This window comes from Wolbachia endosymbiont of Rhagoletis cingulata, assembly GCF_048537655.1.
Lineage (GTDB): Bacteria > Pseudomonadota > Alphaproteobacteria > Rickettsiales > Anaplasmataceae > Wolbachia > Wolbachia pipientis.
The window spans coordinates 748,899-768,634 of the sequence record NZ_CP175927.1 but is presented as its reverse complement, the minus strand read 5'-3'; the positions used below and the strand labels follow the sequence as shown (position 1 = coordinate 768,634).

Annotated in this window: 15 protein-coding genes and 7 pseudogenes; 12 read left to right on the top strand and 10 right to left on the bottom strand. The window is 35.6% G+C overall.

Features of this window, described 5'->3' with window-relative positions; translation table 11 throughout:
- Positions 1–219 precede the first annotated feature (219 nt).
- Positions 220–1,563, top strand: a complete 1,344-nt coding sequence (gene radA, locus ACJZL3_RS03580; protein WP_070356933.1) for a DNA repair protein RadA — start codon at positions 220–222, stop codon at positions 1,561–1,563.
- Here the strand turns inward: radA and ftsY are convergent.
- Complete coding sequence (gene ftsY / locus ACJZL3_RS03575) at positions 1,550–2,461, bottom strand: signal recognition particle-docking protein FtsY (protein ID WP_419198955.1); 912 nt, start codon at positions 2,459–2,461, stop codon at positions 1,550–1,552. The genes radA and ftsY overlap by 14 nt on opposite strands.
- Before the next feature lie 191 nt (positions 2,462–2,652).
- Between ftsY and iscU the strand changes: the two genes are divergently transcribed.
- From iscU to hscA, 4 genes are read left to right on the top strand one after another with little or no spacing between them, the layout of a single operon-like run.
- The gene (gene iscU, locus ACJZL3_RS03570) at positions 2,653–3,036 is read left to right on the top strand and encodes a Fe-S cluster assembly scaffold IscU (protein WP_007548853.1); all 384 of its coding nucleotides are present in this window, start codon (positions 2,653–2,655) and stop codon (positions 3,034–3,036) included.
- 12 nt (positions 3,037–3,048) lie between these two features.
- A complete protein-coding gene (locus tag ACJZL3_RS03565) occupies positions 3,049–3,462 on the top strand; it encodes a HesB/IscA family protein (protein WP_038199190.1) in 414 nt (137 codons plus the stop codon).
- Positions 3,455–3,913, top strand: coding sequence for an iron-sulfur cluster co-chaperone HscB C-terminal domain-containing protein (locus tag ACJZL3_RS03560; protein ID WP_010962909.1), 459 nt, complete (start codon positions 3,455–3,457; stop codon positions 3,911–3,913). The genes ACJZL3_RS03565 and ACJZL3_RS03560 overlap by 8 nt, the downstream gene beginning before the upstream one ends.
- Entirely contained in the window at positions 3,891–5,639 is a 1,749-nt protein-coding gene (gene hscA / locus ACJZL3_RS03555) for a Fe-S protein assembly chaperone HscA (protein WP_010082333.1), read from the top strand. Before ACJZL3_RS03560 ends, hscA begins: the two co-directional genes overlap by 23 nt.
- 7 nt (positions 5,640–5,646) lie before the next feature.
- Here hscA and lepB read toward each other — a convergent pair whose 3' ends face one another.
- The 4 genes from lepB to ACJZL3_RS03535 form a co-directional block, all read right to left on the bottom strand.
- Complete coding sequence (gene lepB / locus ACJZL3_RS03550) at positions 5,647–6,393, bottom strand: signal peptidase I (protein WP_010962911.1); 747 nt, start codon at positions 6,391–6,393, stop codon at positions 5,647–5,649.
- 772 nt (positions 6,394–7,165) lie between these two features.
- Positions 7,166–7,297, bottom strand: a complete 132-nt coding sequence (locus tag ACJZL3_RS03545) for a hypothetical protein (RefSeq protein ID WP_255317428.1) — start codon at positions 7,295–7,297, stop codon at positions 7,166–7,168.
- Between the two features lie 45 nt (positions 7,298–7,342).
- Positions 7,343–8,230: an aspartate carbamoyltransferase catalytic subunit gene (locus ACJZL3_RS03540; protein WP_006280416.1), complete on the bottom strand. Its 888-nt coding sequence runs from the start codon at positions 8,228–8,230 to the stop codon at positions 7,343–7,345.
- A gap of 203 nt (positions 8,231–8,433) precedes the next feature.
- A complete protein-coding gene (locus ACJZL3_RS03535) occupies positions 8,434–9,459 on the bottom strand; it encodes a Fe(3+) ABC transporter substrate-binding protein (RefSeq protein WP_010082338.1) in 1,026 nt (341 codons plus the stop codon).
- 497 nt (positions 9,460–9,956) lie between these two features.
- Between ACJZL3_RS03535 and ACJZL3_RS03530 the strand changes: the two are divergent.
- Positions 9,957–10,500: pseudogene (locus ACJZL3_RS03530) on the top strand (DUF6444 domain-containing protein); the annotation flags it as partial.
- A 7-nt stretch (positions 10,501–10,507) separates the two neighbouring features.
- Here the strand turns inward: ACJZL3_RS03530 and ACJZL3_RS03525 are convergent.
- Positions 10,508–10,915, bottom strand: a pseudogene (locus tag ACJZL3_RS03525) (IS4 family transposase); the annotation flags it as partial.
- 216 nt (positions 10,916–11,131) lie between these two features.
- On the opposite strand from ACJZL3_RS03525, the pseudogene ACJZL3_RS03520 reads away from it, so the two are divergent.
- Positions 11,132–12,063: pseudogene (locus tag ACJZL3_RS03520) on the top strand (IS110 family transposase).
- 193 nt (positions 12,064–12,256) lie between these two features.
- Here the strand turns inward: ACJZL3_RS03520 and ACJZL3_RS03515 are convergent.
- Positions 12,257–13,239: pseudogene (locus tag ACJZL3_RS03515) on the bottom strand (IS4 family transposase); the annotation flags it as partial.
- A 25-nt stretch (positions 13,240–13,264) separates the two neighbouring features.
- Positions 13,265–13,654 (bottom strand): hypothetical protein, encoded by a 390-nt coding sequence (locus ACJZL3_RS03510; RefSeq protein WP_179943772.1) that lies wholly within the window; start codon positions 13,652–13,654, stop codon positions 13,265–13,267.
- Here ACJZL3_RS03510 and ACJZL3_RS03505 point away from each other — a divergent pair.
- The 5 genes and pseudogenes from ACJZL3_RS03505 to ACJZL3_RS03485 all read left to right on the top strand — a co-directional run.
- Positions 13,550–14,400, top strand: a pseudogene (locus ACJZL3_RS03505) (IS5 family transposase). The gene ACJZL3_RS03510 and the pseudogene ACJZL3_RS03505 sit on opposite strands and share 105 nt — an antisense overlap.
- 7 nt (positions 14,401–14,407) lie before the next feature.
- On the top strand, positions 14,408–14,746 hold the full coding sequence (locus tag ACJZL3_RS03500) for a hypothetical protein (RefSeq protein ID WP_231115842.1): 339 nt from the start codon (positions 14,408–14,410) through the stop codon (positions 14,744–14,746).
- Between the two features lie 12 nt (positions 14,747–14,758).
- Complete coding sequence (rpsO, locus tag ACJZL3_RS03495) at positions 14,759–15,031, top strand: 30S ribosomal protein S15 (protein ID WP_006279944.1); 273 nt, start codon at positions 14,759–14,761, stop codon at positions 15,029–15,031.
- Between the two features lie 14 nt (positions 15,032–15,045).
- On the top strand, positions 15,046–17,319 hold the full coding sequence (pnp, locus tag ACJZL3_RS03490; RefSeq protein ID WP_419198953.1) for a polyribonucleotide nucleotidyltransferase: 2,274 nt from the start codon (positions 15,046–15,048) through the stop codon (positions 17,317–17,319).
- A gap of 205 nt (positions 17,320–17,524) precedes the next feature.
- Positions 17,525–17,908: pseudogene (locus tag ACJZL3_RS03485) on the top strand (IS66 family transposase); the annotation flags it as partial.
- A gap of 28 nt (positions 17,909–17,936) precedes the next feature.
- Here the strand turns inward: ACJZL3_RS03485 and ACJZL3_RS03480 are convergent.
- Positions 17,937–18,788 (bottom strand): annotated as a pseudogene (locus tag ACJZL3_RS03480) (IS630 family transposase).
- An 89-nt stretch (positions 18,789–18,877) separates the two neighbouring features.
- A protein-coding gene (locus ACJZL3_RS03475) for an IS5-like element ISWpi1 family transposase (RefSeq protein ID WP_264374449.1) occupies positions 18,878–19,710 on the bottom strand; the annotation gives its coding sequence in 2 pieces (ribosomal slippage) (positions 18,878–19,341 and positions 19,341–19,710; 834 coding nt in all).
- Between the last annotated feature and the right edge of the window lie 26 nt (positions 19,711–19,736).

The following is a 19,736-nucleotide window of genomic DNA, read 5'->3' as shown; positions in this document are numbered from 1 at the left end:
CGGGATCTATGCTTTGAGATACCGCGAATGAATCGCGGTATGACGGTTCGCGGCGGCGTGACGATAAGCTCGTCATCCCGCTACTTGTTAGCGGGATCTAGAGATACCGCGAATGAATCGCGGTATGACATAGGGAACCCTTTCTTGGGTTAGCTATAGATTTACTTCGCATATTCAGCTAATTTTTATTACAATTACAACAAAATAATTTTGGCTTTGATGAAAACTGTATATGTATGTCAATCCTGTGGTCACAGCACTGGTAGGTGGGTAGGGAAGTGCATCGCATGTGACAATTGGGATACAATTGTTGAGGAAATAGCAGTAAAAACGGGCAAAAGAAGTATATCTGCACCAATTTTAATAAAGACGTTATCGGGTAGCGAAATTATCACTCCAAGTCGTTTTTTAACAGGAATAGAAGAATTAGATAGAGTTTTTGGTGGGGGTATCGTTCAAGGTGCTAGCATTTTAATTGGTGGCGAACCTGGTATTGGAAAATCCACCCTTTTGCTTAGAATTGCAGCTAATGTTGTGCAACTTTCCTCTTTTGAATGTCTTTATGTATCCGGCGAGGAGTCTTTAGAGCAGGTGAGTCTCAGAGCAAAGCGTCTTAAGATAAATGAACCTAAAATTAAGCTTTTATCTACAGTGTCTTTAACTGATGTAGTAGCAACAATAAAGGAAAACAAAAGTATTAAATTCTTAGTAATTGACTCTATACAAACAATGTATGATAGCAGAATTACATCGGCACCAGGAACTGTAACTCAGGTTCGTACTTGCGCACATGAATTAACTATTCTTGCGAAACAATATGGTGTTTCTCTTTTAATAGTTGGTCATATAACTAAGGATGGACAAATAGCTGGACCCAAAACTCTGGAGCATATGGTGGATACGGTATTATATTTTGAAGGTGAAAATAGCAATCAATATCGCATTTTGCGTACTATTAAAAATAGATTTGGCCCTGCAAATGAAATTGGTGTTTTTGAGATGTCTGAAGCAGGACTTGTGCCTGTTGATAATCCATCATCATTGTTTCTGATGGCCCATGACAGAGAAGTAGTTGGCAGCGCCGTATTTGCAGGAATTGAAGGTTCAAGACCAATTTTAATGGAAGTGCAAGCATTAATAGCAGGGACTAATATGGCAACCCCAAGAAGGGCAGTAGTTGGGTGGGATATTAATAGATTGGCTATGATCATCGCGGTGCTAAATGCTCGTTGCAAAATGTTTTTGCATGATAAAGAGGTATACCTAAACATTGCAGGGGGACTCAAAATACAGGAACCATCGGCTGATCTTGCTGTTGCTGCTTCCCTTATTTCAAGTATAGTAAATTTACCGCTGCCAACTTCTTCAATAATCTGCGGTGAAGTTGCACTTTCAGGAGAAATTAGGAACATCTCGCATGCTGATCTCAGACTAAAAGAAGCACAAAAGTTAGGATTCAAAAAAGCAATTATGCCTAAAAATGGTAACTATTCTTCTCATGATATTGAAATAATCAAGCTTGGTCACGTAAGGGAATTAAGAGAAGTCTTTAATTACAATTAAATAACGCTTCAGCAAATTCTTTGCTAGTAAACTCCCTTAAGTCCTCTATATTTTCGCCAATTCCTATAGCATGTAACTTTATCTTATAAGCTTCTGCAAGTCCAATTACCACTCCGCCCTTAGCAGTGCCATCTAACTTTGTTACGATTAGCCCGGTAACATTAACCATTTTGCTAAATGCTTCTAATTGGCTATAAGCATTTTGGCCGGTAGTTGCGTCAAGAACTAAAATAACGTCATGAGGGGCAGTGTCATCCAATTTCTTTATCGTTCTATATATTTTTGATAACTCCTCCATAAGGTTCACATTATTTTGCAGCCTTCCTGCTGTGTCAATTAGAACAACATCAACGTTATCTTTTATAGCTTGACTTACAGCTCTATATGCCACACTTGCAGAGTCGCTACCGTACTCTCCAGTAACAATCAAGCAATCAGAACGTTCTGCCCAAATGTTTAATTGTTCACTAGCAGCAGCTCTAAATGTGTCGCATGCAACAAGCATAACGGATTTTCCCATTTCCTTATATTTATATGCGAGCTTACCTATAGTCGTGGTTTTACCGTTACCATTTACTCCGCATACCATTATTATATGTGGTTTTTTGTTTAAAATTAGCGGTTGCACAGCAGGGTTCAATATCGATTCTATTTCGCTCATTAGCTGCTGTGTGATGGTATTATACTCAACTTCCTTGTCAAATTTGATGCTTGAGAGCCTATCGATAATCAACTTGGAAGTTTTATGACCAATATCCATGCTAATTAGCAATTCTTCTAATTCATCTAAAAGCGACTGATCTAATTTTTTTTTGCCAGAAAAAATACTTTTCACCCCGTCGCTAAAGCGAGAAGAAGTTTTTAACAGGCCCTGATAAAGGTTACTAAACAAACTCAAGGGATACTCCTTTTTAAATTATAAACTTAATTACAATATAAAGAATGACATGCACTACGCGAATTTGTAAAGTAAAATGCACTCAAAAACTACAATTTTACCTTACAAAAATTACACTTTTTGAGTGTATTTTACTTTAGTTTTTAACCTAAATATGTTATAATGTAGAATAGCGGTTCACAGGTAATTTTATGAGTTATAATGAGAAAATTTTAGATCATTACGAAAATCCAAGGAATGTTGGCTCTCTGGATAAAAATGATCCAAATGTTGGTACTGGCCTAGTTGGTGCACCATCGTGCGGTGATGTAATGAAATTGCAGATAAAGGTCAATGACAAAGGTGTTATTGAAGATGCAAAATTTAAAACTTTTGGTTGTGGTTCTGCCATTGCTTCAAGTTCCTTGTTAACAGAGATGATAAAGGGAAGAACCATCAGTGACGTTACACAGATAAAGAATACTCAAATAGTGGAAGAGTTGTCTTTACCTCCAGTGAAGATACACTGTTCGGTACTTGCTGAAGATGCTATAAAGGCTGCTATTCATGACTATCAAAGTAAACAAAAGAATTAAGAAGCTACGAACATGGGTGAATATCAAGAAGTAGGCGGAGGTGAAACTGTAAAAAAGAATAAAAAACTTATCACTATAACTGCGGAAGCAGTAGAAAGGATAAGGTATTTATTGGACCAAAAGAAGCATACTAACCTTGAGAAACCGGAAGAAGCAATAGGAATAAGAGTGCTAATTAAGCAAAAAGGATGTTCTGGTTTAAAATATGATATTGAATATGCATATGATACTCGTCCTTTAGAGTCGGTAATTGAAGAAAACTGTAGTGATGGCCAAAAAGTTAAAGTGTTGATCGACCCAAAATCCGTCATGTTTATTCTTGGCTCTGAAATGGATTATGTAGAAGAAAAATTTTCATCGGGTTTTGTTTTCAAAAATCCTAATGAGAAAGGAAAATGTGGTTGTGGAGAGAGCTTTCATGTCTAGCAACTATTTTGCATTGTTTGAAATTGAACCAGCTTTCAATATCAGCTTTGATGAGTTAGAGAAAAAATATATTGAGCTAAGCAGGACTGATATAAATGAAAGACAGTCCCAAAACATGGAAAATATTAACAGAGCTTATCAGATACTAAAGTCACCGCTAAAACGTGCTGAGCATTTGCTGGATTTTTTTAATGTGAAAAGCCAAAAGGACCACTTAAATTCTGAAATATTAAGTGAATCAATGGAAATAAGAGAGTACTTACTAGACTGCGACGATCTACAATTTGCAAGTAGGATGATCGATGAAAAAATAAAAGGTTGCATTAAAAATCTAATTAACACTTTTGCTGTAAAGAATTTTGATAGAGCTGCTACACAAGTCTTAAGATTGAAATATTTATACAAGTCATTTGAGGAGATGAAGAAAAATGCAACCAATTCAAATTTCTGAACCAAATTCAAATGAAGTAGTTTTTGGTATAGATCTTGGCACTACCAACTCTTTAATTGCTATGGTAAATAAAGCTGGCAACGTGGAGATATTTAAAGATGAACAGGGAAGAGAGCTATTACCTTCTATCATTTCATGTGAAAATAATACATTGAAAACTGGCTATGATGTTGGCTCAAATGCAATCCACTCAATAAAACGTTTAATGGGTAAAAGTGTTAAAGATTTGAACAAGATGGGTGTTTATTTTGAAATAGATAACGAAAGTGAAAAAGTTATTAGAGTAAAATGTTCGGAGGAAAAGTATCTTACTCCTGTTGAGATTTCTGCTGAGATATTAAAAGCTTTATGTGAGAGGGTAAAAAAGTCTAAGGGGCTGGAAGTAAAAAAAGCAGTAATTACTGTGCCAGCTTACTTTGACGATTCAGCACGTAACGCAACTAAATATGCAGCAAAATTAGCTGGCATAGAAGTTCTTCGCCTCGTTAACGAGCCAACCGCTGCAGCGCTTTCTTACTCCATTGAAAAGAACAATAACAGTGGAATATATGCAGTTTATGACCTTGGTGGTGGAACATTTGATATTTCGATATTGAAATTGCATCAAGGAGTGTTTCAAGTTCTTGCAGTTGGTGGTGATACCAAACTCGGCGGTGATGATTTTGATCATTTGCTGAGTTCAATTGTGATTGATAAGTATAGAGAAAAGACGGCTAAGCAACTAAATTCCTTACTTATCGAATCACGCTCTGTGAAAGAGTACCTAAGCAATCACACTATAGGTATCTTCGAATTTAATGTTAACGGCAAGCCATTTGAGTGCGAAATTACCAGAGAAGAATTCGAGCAGGCAATCAGTTCTTTGGTCAATAAGACTATCAATATAGTCACTCGTACTATAAGTGATATAGATCTTAAAATTGATGATATAAAAGGAGTAATTTTAGTTGGTGGTGCAACTAGAACACCATTGGTTCAAAATTCACTAGTCAAACTCTTTGGAAATAAAGTACTAAATGACGTGGATCCAGATAAAGCAGTTGCCATTGGGGCAGCTCTGCAGGCTCATGATTTAACTTCGAGCTCAAAAGATAGGAATATTCTCCTGGATGTTTTACCTCTATCACTTGGCATAGAAACTATGGGAGGCATAGTTGAAAAAATCATACCAAGAAATACGCCACTGCCAGTTTCAGAAACAAAAGAGTTTACAACTTATATTGATGGGCAAACAGCAATGAAAATTCATGTTTGTCAGGGAGAACGTGAAATGATAGAGGATAACAAATCTCTAGCGCAGTTTGAACTAAAAGGTATACCGCCACTGCCTGCAGGTTCTGCAAGAGTTGAAATAGAATTTACAGTTAACGTTGACGGAATCTTGACTGTTACTGCAAGAGAAAAAACTACTGGAATTGAGCAGACAGTTAAAGTAAATTCAAGTTTTGGCTTGAGTGAAGCTGATGTTCAAAATATGGTTAACCAGTCAATAAACAGTTTTGACGAAGATATGAAGGCTCGTTCCCTTGCAGGTGCTAAAATTAATGGAAATAAACTCATACACTTGGTTGAAAACAATAATAACCTTTCCACTGATCAAAAGTTGAAAAACCTATTACAAAATGCAAAAAACGCTTTACAAGGCAATGACTTGAATGAAATTAACAACACTATCGCCGAGTTAGAAAATTCTTCTTTAGAGTTGTGTGAATTAACAAATAGGTAGAAAAAGCTTACACAACCTTGTGCAATACCCTATTTAATCTCAAAGCAACAGGTAACCTGAAATTAAATGGTAACCAATCGACCTTTCCTAATTTAAATGATAAACCAACTATGCTTACACGCCCAATGATATTTTCCATTGGTACAAAACCAACTTCAGGAAACCTACTATCTAAAGAATTATTTCTATTGTCTCCCATAACGAAAAATTGATCGTTAGGTACATAATAAACCGGAGTGTTATATGATAGCTTATTAGAAATGTCATCTACCAAAATCTCATGTTCCTTGCCACTTAAAAGCGTTTCTATATATCTTGGTATGTTACGATTTGACTCATAATCAAAAAAACTTTCAATTTGCCTTCGCTCTACTTTCTGATCATTTAGGTATAATTCTCCCTCTATCATTTGCACTTTGTCACCTGGTGTTCCTATTACTCGCTTAACAAACCTGATGCTGTCATTTCTTGTGGGTTTGAAAACTACTATGTCGCCACGCTTTGGAGGGGTATAAAAAATCCTGCCGCTAAAAATGTTTGGAGAAAATGGAAAGGAGTGTTTACTGTAACCGTATGAATATTTACTAGTAAAAATGTAATCCCCTTCAAGTAGGGTGCTTTTCATTGAACCAGAAGGTATATGAAATGGCTCGAATAAAAAACTACGTATTGATAGCGCAATCAACAGTAAAAAAAACAATGAAGATAAAAATCTTCCCGTTCTTATCACCCAGTTTTTGCTTAGTTCTTCCAACTTTTCCAACTTTGTTTTTCTTATAGATTAAGCTTATTATAATACATAAATTAAAAAATGGTAATATGAAATTTTACTTGTGAATGTTATTCCTCTATTCAAAACAATTTTGAAAAGGCGGTTCATTTCTTTCAACGGTGTCATCCAAGTAGCGTGACACATAACTGTACGAACATTGCAATTTGCAGGTGGCAGATGAAAGTAGCTGATGCACATCTGTACGAACATTTGCTTTTGTTAAGGTAATATGGTGTTATGAAAGTAGCTGACACTGGAATGGCTTTGTTGCATCGCTACTTATGAAAGGCTAACTATAGTTAGGATTATAAGCAACCTATTGAAAATCTTGTTTTTTTGCAATCAATCTGATCAAATTTAAGAATAGTAATTTGTTATTTATATTAATAAATTTAATTCTATTGAAAATAGCTAAAGCATTGAAATTCTTGAATTTTAGCCGGATTGGTAAATGGTAGTGAAATTTCTTTTACTCAAATTTAGGTATTCATTGACCGTTCTTGTTATAAATACCAGAATAATAAGCTACTGATATTCCCTATCTTTTTTATCTTTAATCCATCATAGCTAGCGATGCAACAAAGCCCACTGGAATCTAGGTTGTAACCGTTCACGGATTGTGAGAATGAATAAAGAACTAAGCAGTCGTAACTTTTGGAAGGGATTTTGGCCATTGAGACGTGATGTCAAAAATATCGACAACATTCTTTCCACAAATCTTTCTCCATGTTCCGACCAGGTGAAAAAGCTGTTTTTACGATAGCCGTCTAATTTGCCGTTCTGCAAGGTTGTTGATTGACTTCAGGCTTTCGTAAAAACTTCCACACCATATCCTCGGCCTTAACATCTTAATGGCCATTCTCAAACCATTTACAAGCCTTGTCATTTCATGCCCCCCCTTTTTGCATTAGTTGTGTAGCATCTTTTAATATTAGCAAGGCCTATAATAGTGCAACACTGCCTTACGTATTGCCAATCCAAATTCTACTTGCTGTAAAATAACACAATCTGCTACATCGCTGCTAATCTCAATCCCTCTGTTTATTGGCCCTGGGTGCATAACAATCGCATCTGGTTTTGCGTATGATAGCTTTTGTGAATCAAGTCCATACAAATAAAAATATTCTTTCTCTGAAGAACTATTATTCATGCGCTCTTTCTGCAATCTCAAAAGCATAATTACGTCAGCATCCTTTATACCTTCAATTAATGAATAATGGACTGAATCTACTTCAGGAAAATGCTTACAAATCAAAGTTGGTGGTGCGACCAAGTTTATCTCTGCTCCAAACATTTTTAGCAATCTTATATTTGATCTTGCAACTCTACTGTGCAGAATATCTCCACATATCACAACTTTGAGGTCCTTTATTTGCTTTTTGTGATTGCTGATTACAAGATAGTCTGCAAGAGCTTGAGTTGGATGTTCACTACTTCCATCGCCTGCATTGATTAGCGAGCAGTTAACATACTTTGCCAGTGTATTAATGATACCACTACTTTTATGCCTGATTATTATGTAATCAGGATTCATTGCATTTAATGTTTTGATCATGTCTTTTAGATCTTCTCCCTTGTTAATAGAAGAAGATCTTATTGGCAAAGTTACAACATTTGCTCCAAGGCTTTTTGCTGCTATTTCAAAAGACGCAAGTGTACGCGTTGAATCTTCAAAGAATAAATTTATTACTGTCTTATTTTCCAAGATATGACTATTTGCAACTTCTTTTTTAAGGTACTGGTTGGCCAACTTAGTTATATTTTCTACATCATCGACTGTAAGGTCTGAGATGTTTAACAAATTCCTTCTCTTGTTCATAGTTTCCTTTTCAACTACTTGAACCTATTCTACTTTCTTATTACCTTTTTTCAATAGACTTCTTGTGCAGCAATTGTTTTGGTGAAAGAACGGAAAAAGATAGTAAAGTCAAAATTAAGTTAGAAGGAAGAAAAAGTTCAGCGAGTCAAGAGTAAGGTATATTAGCATAAATCTTTCATCCCAATGTTTAGTGGCGCTGGGGATTACTTCCACTTACACTCATCCGCTATCATAACAGCCTCAAAAAGATGCTTCTCAAGTTCACTTAGAGGCAAATCACTTTGTGAATAATTTCCCCAAGATTTTAGTATATCGGAAGTTTCAACGCCTTCAATAATAGGATATTCTTGGTTTTTTTTAGCGTATAACTCTTGAGCCTGCTTGCTTACTAAAAATTCCAATAAGACTATAGCATTTTCCCTGTTTTTTGCGTTTTTTGTTACTGCTGCACCACTGATGTTTACCATTACACCGTGATCGTTGCGATTAGGAAAAAAAGCCCCTAGCTTGTCTGCAACATTCTTTTTATTTTCTGATGAAAGAATTCTCGCAAAGTAGTAGCTGTTTACTATTGCAACATCTCCCTCACCCGCTGCTACGGCGTAAATTTGATCAGTATCACCACCACTTGGTTTTCTTGCCATATTGCTCACAATTCCGCTTACCCATTCTTTCGTCTTTTCAAAACCATTATTTGCAATCATAAAAGCAATTAACGATCTGTTATATGGACTTGTAGAAGAACGCACTAATATTTTTCCTTTCCATTTTTCATTTGCTAAATCTTCATAAGTACTTAAGTCCTTAGGGTCTACTGACTCTTTATTGTAAACCAATATCCTAGCTCTTTTTGTAAGACCAAACCAATAATCTTCACTGTCTCTAAATCTTGCAGGTATAACACTTTTTAAAACCTCTGAATCTACTTGAGATAAAAGTCCTCTTTTTTTTGCTAGAATTAAGTTGATTGCATCAGCAGTCAAAAATAAGTCAGCTTCACCACCGTTTTCCATTCGTGAAAGTAGCTGAGAATAATCATCAATGATGTAACGTACTTTAATACCTGTATTTTTCGTGAATTCATCAAACAAAGTACGTACTAATTCTTCTTTGCGCGATGAATAAACATTTACCACTTGTGAGTCATTAGTTCCGTCGTTTCTGTATAAATAAGTAATAACTATCAATATAATTGCTATTAAGGATGTGAATATAAAGGCTTTTTTCATATTGGATAAAAAATAACTTCTTTCAGTTAAAGTTACCAAGATGGTACAACTTTAGCAAGTGTAAAGTTCGTTAGATAAATCATAAAAACTTCCTTGACAAGCTTCGCCAGCCCCCTTATTATAACACTGAAGCTATTTATTTATCTTCGCAATCTCTGCAGTGGATTAATGACAAAAAACTTAATGTATTTGGCGTAAATCATGCTTAATTTTTTGCACTATGTGCACCTTATTTCTTTATAAAATTTCTAGGTTTTTACCTAATATAAGCTGAAATGCGCTATTTAAAACATTAAAAAACGCCAACTTAAAAAATGGATAGTGAATAACTAGCTACCCTAGGGTTTCTTTTGCCTTTTTTTCTGTTTAGTAAATTGTATCCGTTCAGCGGAGTGGTAGAATAAGGTAGACAAAGCAAGATAATAAAGATAATCATAGAGCAAAAGTGAGGTAATGTGGTAAACCTTTGAGAACTTTGCAAAAATTTACAGCAAAAAATAGAAAAACTGAAAGCAGAGATAGAAAACTTAAAAGCAGAAAATAAAGCTTTAAAGATAGAGAACGCTGAATTAAAGGAAAGGCTCGGTTTAAATTCAAAAAACTCATCCCTGCCCAGCTCAAAAGAGCTATACAAAATAAAAAAGGACAAGCCAAAAAGCGAAAGGAATGTTGGCGATCAGGTTGGGCATAAAGGAAATTTTCATGCCACAATGGAAGCGGATAAAGTAGTAAAAATAGAGTTGCCTAATATTTGCGAATGCGGAGGAGAGCTTGTAATATGCGAAAAACCTTATGTTCACCAAAAAGTTGATCTTCCGGAAATTAGGCCTTATGTAGTAATTGGAACATGGTCGTTGTTGGAGATGCAGAAAAAGAAAAAGTAGCAAGTTACCAGAAGGTGTTACGCCAGATACATTTGGTCCAAGGGTTAAGTCTATAATTGCAGCACTCAGCGAATTTTACAAAAACTCAAAGCGTGAAGTGGCTAGTATCATAAATGACATTTTTAATTTGAACATAAGTGTTGGCAGCATATCAAATCTTACTATTACCCACAAATATGAGGTTCGTGAGCAAGTCGCCATCCTTCTGCTAAATCAAAGAGACGTTTATATCCTTTCCAAAGAGTAATTGGTCCTGGTTTTGGGTCATTTTTTCTTGCTAAATGGCCTCCAAGTTCATGAAACAGCTTCTTTTATGTTGGGAACTACACTTGGACATGGTTTTCTGTGTATTTTAACGTATAAAACTTTCCATTCTTCTTCAGCTAATAAGGTAGTACATGGTAATGTTGGGTTAGCTCTTGCAATTGATGTAATAAAGAAGATCCTCCAAGCAATAATACTCATAACTGTTAGATATCTCATTAGTCTTTCTGCTATTCCAAGCCTACATTCTTCAACTTTGAGACCGGATTTAAAATTTTATGTAATATCTCTATTTTCCATCTAAGGCAATTGTAAGTTAAAAACGTGATATAAAAGAGATAAGAGAGAAAGATAACCCTGCTCACTAGGAATAGCGGGCGTGCGCGACCGAAAGGAAATTGGTATTACAACCGTTGGTATCAAGGTACGCTAGCCCTATCTCTCGATACGTTTGAATAGTTGCTTGGGACATATATATGCACCCGTTTACAATCTTAAATTAACTAAAACTATCGAGGTTTATTATGGTTACATCTTATCAAAATTTTATTGGCATTGACATCGGAAAATTTAAAAATATCGTTGCAATTCACAAACAGAAGAATGCTGTCGAATTTGATAATAATGCTTCTGGTTGGCAACAATTATTTCAAGAGTTTTCAGATATTCTACCTAATGCTTTAGTGACTTTAGAAAATACAGGGAAATATGAGCTTGGCTTATCACATTTTCTTACCGACAAAAATATTGCCGTGCATCGAGCTAATACTCGTAAAGTAAAAAGCTTTATTTTATCTCACGGAACTTTAGCAAAGTCTAGATGCAAGAGCTCTTGCTCAATATGGATTTGAACGCCATAGAACTATCTCTCTATTTGTACCTACCTCTACAGAACAATCAACTTTGGCTGCACTTTGTCAACGTCGTGATGATATTACGCAAATGAGAACTCAAGAAAAATGCAGACTTGAAGCACCGGAAAATGATCATATAAAAGAAAGCTGTCAAAAGACCATTGAGTTTTTCGATAGTCAAATAAACGAACTCAATGATACTATACAAAAGATTATTGATGAAAGCCGCGAATTACAACAACGCCAAAAAATTCTTAAAACAGTTCCTGGAAAAGTTATCACAAGATTTTTTGTGTTTAATGCCAGAGCTTGGTTACTTAAATAGAAAAGAAGTAGCAAGTCTTGCCGGAGTTGCACCGCATCCAAAAGAAAGTGGTAAAGCTGTTGGTTACCGAAGGATTACAGGTGGTAGAAGTAACGTTCGTTCAAAGCTCTTTACAGCCGCTATGGCTGCTACAAGGTCAAAATCTATACTTGGCGCCTTTTATTCTAAGCTTGTTGAAAGTGGTAAGAAGAAGATGGTGGCTATAACAGCCCTAATGCGTAAAATTATAGTAATTGCTAATACAAGACTTAAAGAAGCAATTAATTTGCATACTTAAAAATCTTCACAACGGTAACTGAAATTGGCTAATGAATATGTGCGTCCACACAGACTTAAAGCACATATCCATTAGCTTAAGCAGAAATTGCTGTGGTAGCTGTTTGATATAAAATTCTATTTCTATGACAAACGGGTTTTTATTGCCCATATAATTTGCAAAATTACACAAATAAAAAAATTTTTAAAAAACATAGTTGATACCAACTAATTTTTTCAACAGCTTCATCGAAAGTATTAACTGAAAGATTCGTTAATAGCATCCATTCTAGCGGTTTTTTTTAAGGGAAGGGGAGTTTTCTCAACAACATAAACTGCATAAAGTGGTAATTTAGGTAGTTCTTCCGTCTTATGCCTAATATTATTCTTAGATGGATTCATCATAAACTTTCCAAATCTAACTTCCAAACGTGCTGTTCTTTTTGGCTTATTATCTTTTACAGGAACTTCAACTTCTACCGTACCTGCACAATGAGAGGATTTAATAAATGCCCATAACTTCTGCTCACCTTTTTCAGGATATCGAGATTTTCTATTTACTGCTCTATCTCTGCATGCTCTAACTAGCACTGCCGAATTAAGATTATGTGCAAGCTCAAAAAAGTCATATATATCTGCTTCTCTATCGCATACAGTTATAGTCTCAGTTTGAGTTGGATCAATAATATTATTTGTTTTTCTTAAAGTTTCCAACCACTTTACGCTTTCTTTATCTTCAATGCGATCGCTCTTTTTTTTAAGGTTCTCAGTTTCTTCAGGTCTTGAATAAACTTTTTGATCTAGTATCCCTAGTACCAAACCTTCTATACTAACGGCAAGAGCTGTATGCATTATAATACCTTTTGCAGTATCATAACTGGACAAATTTGCTAATCCGCTTGTTTTTTTATGGTTATTATATACAATGTAACTGGTATCTTGAATGACAAGAACCCTCTTGTGAGCTTTTGTTCTCTCAACCGTCTTATTAATATGTGTAGCTAAAATATCACTTTCTTTTACATTCTCATTTTGAAAAAAACGTTATGCTGTTTTTGCTTCTGACCAACTTTCACATGCTTGATTAATCTAACTTTCAGGTAATTTTGTCAAACATATCAGCAATCTTTACTAATCGCTCAGTTAACCTTTTATCTCCAAATTCATTTTTAGCCCATTCACTACTTTTACTTGCCATTTTACACCCTCAATATTTGCAAACTTTAATATTGTAATATTTTACTTTTTAGTCCATTTATATTTGTGGGTAATAGTAAGGAATGACACCGTCTTGGATGGAAACCAGTGTCAGCTACTTTCATGACACCATCACAAGGTGAAACTGGATCCCAGTGGGCTTTGTTGCATCGCTCAAGCGAAAAGAACTGGCAGTTACTGACAAAATTCATTATAAATAGCCATTTAACTGTTGAAGAAAAAATATGCCACAAAAAATGAGAGTCAGTAACTGCCATGAATATAACAAATTTCTCCAAGAAAGAGGAAGCATTTTTTGTTATATCAATGACGCCATAGAAAATTGGTACGAGAATTGTCCAAAAATGCAGGGCGGCAACTATATTTATAGTGATAAAGTTGTGATTTTGGTGCATATAATCGTCAGTTTCTTTAGAATTGGTTTAAGACAAACAGTCGGGTTTATAAAAGGGTATTTGCAACAAATAGGAAGAGATTTGCAGCTATTCACAAGCATCAAAAGAAACTTAATATTAAGATAAATGATTGCAGAAAATAATATGGAAGATATCGAAATTGCTATAGACAGTACAGGAATTAGTATATACAACAACACACAGCAAGGAAAATAGCACTGACAGAAAATATCGTGGCTATGAGCAAACGAGAAAATTGCACGTAATGTTGAATATAAACAACAAAAAAGCCATAGCTGTAAAATACAGTAACGGCTGATCACTATGGAGCTTGTGATTTGCTAAAAGAAGTCGATTTTCAGTATGTCATAAAAGTACTATATGCAGATAGGGCATATGACAGAGAAAAGCTCTATAAGCTGTGTAATCAATATGGTATAAAAACGAAAATTCCTCCGAAAAACAACGCAGCAGAGCATCCAAAGTTAGACTATATGGCTGAGAGAAATTCTGCAGTCAAGCTCATAAAGTCATATGATGAAGATGGTATAAAGAAGTGGAAAAAAGAGATGAGTTATGGAAAAAGATCTTATATAGAAAGTTTTTTCTCGCAACTGAAACAAACATTCGGGTTTAGTTTTAGGAATAAATCTGAGACAAATAGAGAGAAGGAACTACTTGTTAAATGCTATTTGCTCAATAAGTTCACTGATATTGGTATGGCTAAATTTGAGATAGCTTCATAAATTTATTGTGCGTTACCTACTATCCGAAGAGCGATGCAACAAAGCCATCCCAGTGTCAGCTACTTGGATGACAGAGGGGGGTGGAATGACAGAAGATGATGGAGTGACAGGGAGTAATACAAAAAGTTTCGTCATCCCCATTGAATCGGCTTTAAAATCGATGTTCAAAGTTGAAATTTCCCTAGAAGATGCGGGGAAAATCAGAAAAGGTCAGGAAGTTGTATTAAATAACTTGCGTAATTTAAAGAATCATGATATTTGTTGTACGGTGGTGGGTAGTGTACCTATTGCAATCTGCAGTTTTATTTATGGTTGTGTGAAACCTATTCGTGTTTTTAATATTTAAAATGAGGTTTAGATGTCGATAACATCCGAAAAGAAAAAGAGTTTGATAAATATATATGCAATTAAAGAAGATGATACAGGCTCATCTTTTGTACAATGTGCAATTTTGACCGAGAGGATCAGTAACTTAACTGAGCATTTTAAAGTGCACAAGCATGACCATCACTCTAAGCGTGGTTTACTTATATTGATAGGTAGAAGACGCAAGCACTTAAATTATATAAAGCGTAAATTTGGTAATGAAGCCTATCAGGAATTAATAGAGAAGTTAGGCATTAGAAAATAATCGAGGAATTTAATATGTTTAAAATTATAAAAAAATCTATAGAGTGGGGTGGTCGTGCCTTATCTTTAGAAACAGGAAAAATAGCACGCCAAGCTCATGGTTCAGTAGTTGTAAATTACGGTGATACTTCTGTTTTAGTAACTGTTGTACGTAAAAAGAAGGAAGAAAGCGTTGATTTCCTACCTTTAAATGTGCAGTTTATCGCAAAAAGCTATGCCATGGGTAAGATCCCTGGCGGGTTTTTTAAAAGAGAAGGCAAGCCATCTGATAGAGAAACTTTAATCTCAAGAGTAATAGATAGAAGTATAAGACCACTATTCCCAGAAGGATTTCATGATGAAATTAGTGTGGTGTGCAATCTATTAACTTATGATACAGTCAATCCTCCTGAAGTGCCAGCATTGATTGGTGCTGTTGCAGCTCTTGCAATTTCTGGTGTTCCCTTTCACTTTACTATAGCTGGAGTGATGGTTGGTTGTGATGAAAATAATAACTATATACTCAACCCTTCTGTTCAAGAGATGAAAGCAAGCAGCTTGGATCTGTTTTTGTCTGGTGATGAAAATTCAATTTTAATGGTTGAATCAGAAGTGAAAGAGCTCTCTGAAGGAAATGTTTTTAATGCAATAAAATTTGGCCATGAACACCTTAAGCCTGTCATTAAGCTCATAAAAGAGTTTGCTGATACAATTGGCAATAAACCTGAGAGCTTTGCCCCTATTGATGCATCAGATATAACACAAGAGCTCGAAAAATACGGTAAAGATTTTGAAAAAGCATATTCGCAAACAGTAAAACAAGAGCGAGTTCAAGCTCTAGAAGCGATCAGAGAGAATATATTGAATACTCTTAAAGAAACTGGAAAAGACGAAAAGTTAATTACGTATGCAGTAAAAAACTTTGAAAGATCTTTAGTACGTGAAATAATTAGGAAGAAAAGTGTAAGGATAGACGGTCGTAAGCATGATGAGATACGTCAGATAGAAGTTGAAGTTGATATTCTGTCCAAAACTCACGGTTCTGCACTATTTACAAGAGGCAATACTCAGGCACTGGTTGTTACTGCTCTTGGCACCACTCAAGATGAGCAAATTGTGGATGATATTGAAGGGGATAGACGTGAGCATTTCATGTTGCATTATAACTTTCCCTCATTTGCTGTTGGAGAAACTTCTGCTGCGCGTGCACCAGGAAGAAGAGAAATCGGTCATGGCAAACTTGCTTGGAAAGCAATTCATCCTGTTTTACCCGATAAGTCTGAATTTCCTTATACAATAAGAGTAGTGTCCGAAATTTTGGAGTCTGATGGTTCTTCTTCTATGGCAACAGTTTGTGGGACTTCTCTTGCTTTAATGGATACGGGTGTGCCAATAAAGGCCCCTGTTGCTGGAATTGCTATGGGTCTCATCAAAGATAAAGACGAGTATGTAATACTTTCCGATATACTTGGTGATGAAGATTATCTTGGTGATATGGACTTTAAAGTAGCAGGAACTAGTGAAGGGGTTACGGCGCTACAAATGGACATGAAAATTTCTGGTATAAGCTTTGAAATTGTTGAAAAATCTTTAGAACAGGCAAAAGCTGGAAGATTACATATTTTAGAAAAAATGAATGCAGTGATTTCAGAACACAGTGATGATGTCAAAGACCATGCACCAAGGATGTTATCATTTTACATAGATAAAGACAAAATTTCTGCTGCTATAGGTTCTAAGGGGAAAAATATACGCAGTGTGTGTGAAAGAAGTAATGCAAAAATTGAAATAGGAGATGATGGTAAAGTTTCTGTTTTTGCTACGAGTGGCACTGAAGCTGAAATTGCAAAGAGTATGATGATTGATTCAATAACAGAACTAGAACAAGGTTCTATAGTTGATGTCAAGGTTGTAAGAATAGAGAAGTCTATTGTAGAGCTTGAATTTCTTAATGGCAGAAAAGGAAAAATGCACATAAGTGAAGTAGCTAATGAACATATAGATTCTATAGAGAGCGTACTTAAACAAGATGATACTTTCAAAGCACTAGTAATTGACTTCGAAAAAGGTGGGTGTCCAAAGTTGTCAAGACGTCGGGTTGATCAAGAGACGGGAGAGTTTTTTGAAGGTGAGCTTTACAACGAGGAAAGGAAAGATGGTCCAAATGACAGGGATAATTATTACAATAATTCATTTAGTAGAAAACCTGGAGGAAGTCACCATAAGAGACCTCCTCGTCCTCGTTCTGGTTTCAGCAACAGAAATAGGCCGAAATTTGGTAATAATGATTCATCATCAGGTTTTTATTAAGAGTAAACTTCTTGCGTTACCTCTCGTCATTCCAGTGCTTAACACTGGAATGACACCCTTTCTGGTGAAGGTTGTTCTCAAATCACAATGTTAGTACAATTGTGGTGTTAGCTATAGCTAACCCAAGGTATCCGTTCAGCGGAGTGGTAGAATAAGGTAGACAAAGTGATCTAAAAAGATAATCATAGAGCAAAAGTGAGGTAATGTGGTAAACCTTTTAGAACTTTGCAAAAATTTACAGCAAAAAATAGAAAAACTGAAAGCAGAGATAGAAAACTTAAAAGCAGAAAATAAAGCTTTAAAGATAGAGAACGCTGAATTAAAGGAAAGGCTTGGTTTAAACTCGAAAAATTCATCTCTACCGAGCTCTAAAGAATTGTACAAAACAAAAAAGGACAAGCCAAAAAGCGAAAGGAATGTTGGCGATCAGGTTGGGCATAAAGGAAATTTTCATGCTACAATGGAAGCGGATAAAGTAGTAAAAATAGAGTTGCCTAATATTTGCGAATGCGGAGGAGAGCTTGTAATATGCGAAAAACCTTATGTTCACCAAAAAGTTGATCTTCCGGAAATTAGGCCTTATGTAGTATAGCATTTCTCATAATAGTCCGAACAGGTCATAGGAAGGCAGAATCAACAGCACGACGAAAGGATTCGAATAGAGGAATGTTTTTCCTGGCTCTGTTTTTTATAGCAAACCAATGATGCTCAATTTTGTTGAAATCTGGAGAATAAGGCGGCAGATACAAAATTTCTGCACCAACCCCTTTAGCAAGCTCGATAATCTTATCAGACTTATGAAAAGTAGCATTGTCAAGAATGACAGTCTGTCCAGGTTCCAAGATCGGTGTCAAAAATTGCTCAAACCATCCATTAAAAACATCCATATTACAGTGGCCTTCAAAGGTTAACGGAACAACTATCTTTCTTCCACTTAAGGCTGCAACCATACTGATTCGTTGAGTTTTCTTTCCAGATTTTAAGGCATAAAACCGCTGTCCTTTCTGGCAATATCCGTAGTTCGGTGTTATCAATGCCAGACTCATCTATATACACTAAGTTTTTAGGTTCTTTTGTCGCTATAATTTTCAAAAATTCAGCACGTTTTTCTTCGTTTCTTTCCTTGTATCCATATGTCTTTTTTTGCGCGTAAATCCAATTTTTTTAAGGGCTCGATAGATCGTTTGGATACTAACGTTGTTCCAAAGTTTAGCCATTTCCGATAGAGTCTTTCCTCCGTGTTCTCTGGCAAATTTGGCAAAGGTATCCCAGTCGGTAATTTTGTGATTGTAACCCCCATTTCCAAGTTTTTTTGATTGAAAGTCTCCTGTTTCTTTTCTTCTTTGCTGCCACTCCCATAAAGTAGTTCGTCCAATCTTAAATCTTGCTGCCACTGTTTCTCTGCTTTCTCCTTCGTCTAGCGCTTCCATTGCTTTTTTTCTTAAATCATAACTATATGCTGCTGGCATTCAACCTCCTTATCATCATCTACCCTTATCCTATCACATCCGGACTTTTATGGAAAGAGCTATAAGAGGTTGTCCGGAAACTAGTAAATTCAAGCATATTCCCTCTTTAACATAACCCTACTCATAGCTAGGTATATGAAATTCTCAGTGGATGTTGTGAGTAAATCATACTCCTTCGATAGCCTTCTATTCCTATTAACCCAAGCAAAAGTCCTTTCTACAACCCATCTTCTTGGCTGTACTTTAAACCCTTGTTCTCTTGTTGGTAGTAGCTCAGGTGGCGTATCTTTGTGCACCCAAAATCTACATGGAGGCCTTTTAACAATTTCAATATCTATGTCATATTCTTCCTTTATGTGATTCTTTAAATTTCTTCCTTGGTATCCCATGTCAGCCCACATTTTTTTAACTTTAGTATATTTTGTTCTCATATTGTTTAATGCTATTTTAATACCATCTCTATCATTTTCGTTAGCAGCGCCTACGTAACAACCTAGTATAAAACCCTGAGTGTCTGTAATTATATGCCTTTTTCTACCCTTTACTTTTTTACTTCCATCATAGCCTTTGATCCCCCCTTTTCTGTAGTCTTTACAGATTGACTATCTACTATACAGGCACTCGGCTGCTCATTCCTTCCTATTTTTCTTCTACTATATTTTGTAATTTCATAATTCATTTTCTCAAAAATTCCCTGCTTCTTCCATTGCCTGAACTGCTCATACACAGTCTTCCATAGCGGAAAATCATTTGGTAAATACCGCCATTGACACCCTGTACGCAATACATAGAAAATTGCTTCTAATATTTCTTTTTTGCTATACTTTGGCAGCCTTCCTCCTTTCTTGTATGATACTCTGAAGTGTTTTTCTATTCTTGCCCATTCCCTTTCGCTTAGATCTGTTGGATACTTTTTTCTCATCTTTACCCCGTACTAAAATTTCAGAT